Genomic DNA, 417 nt, shown 5'->3' on the forward strand with positions numbered 1-417 from the left:
GCTTCCCTGGAGTTGACCCAATCCTTGGACCAGAAATGCGCTCTACAGGTGAGGTTCTCGGCTTGGCAGAAAACTTCCCTCTGGCATTCTACAAGTCACAGGTAGGGAGCGGCACCGCTTGCGGTGTAAAAACAGTCCAGTGGACTGTTTTTAGCGAATCTCCGAGCAGCTATGCTGCGACGGCTGCCGGTTCAGAACTTCCACACGCCCCAGCCGCATGGGAAAACAAGAAAGTTCTGATTTCCCTTTCCAACAAGGAAGGCCAGAAAGACCAGGTTCTTGAAATCGGAAAGACTTTGAAAAACTTGGGATTCACGCTTGTTGGCACACAGGGCACCGCTGATTTCTACAACAGCAATGGAATTAAATGCGATGTGGTAAACAAGATTGGAGCCGGCCGCCCGGATGTTGTGGACT

1 pseudogene is annotated in these 417 nt (G+C 51.3%); it reads left to right on the forward strand.

Annotated elements, in window-relative coordinates:
- A pseudogene (locus B2089_RS11405) lies at positions 1-417 on the forward strand (hypothetical protein); the annotation flags it as partial.

The sequence above is a fragment of the Treponema sp. UBA3813 genome, from assembly GCA_002368605.1.
Lineage (GTDB): Bacteria > Spirochaetota > Spirochaetia > Treponematales > Treponemataceae > Treponema_D.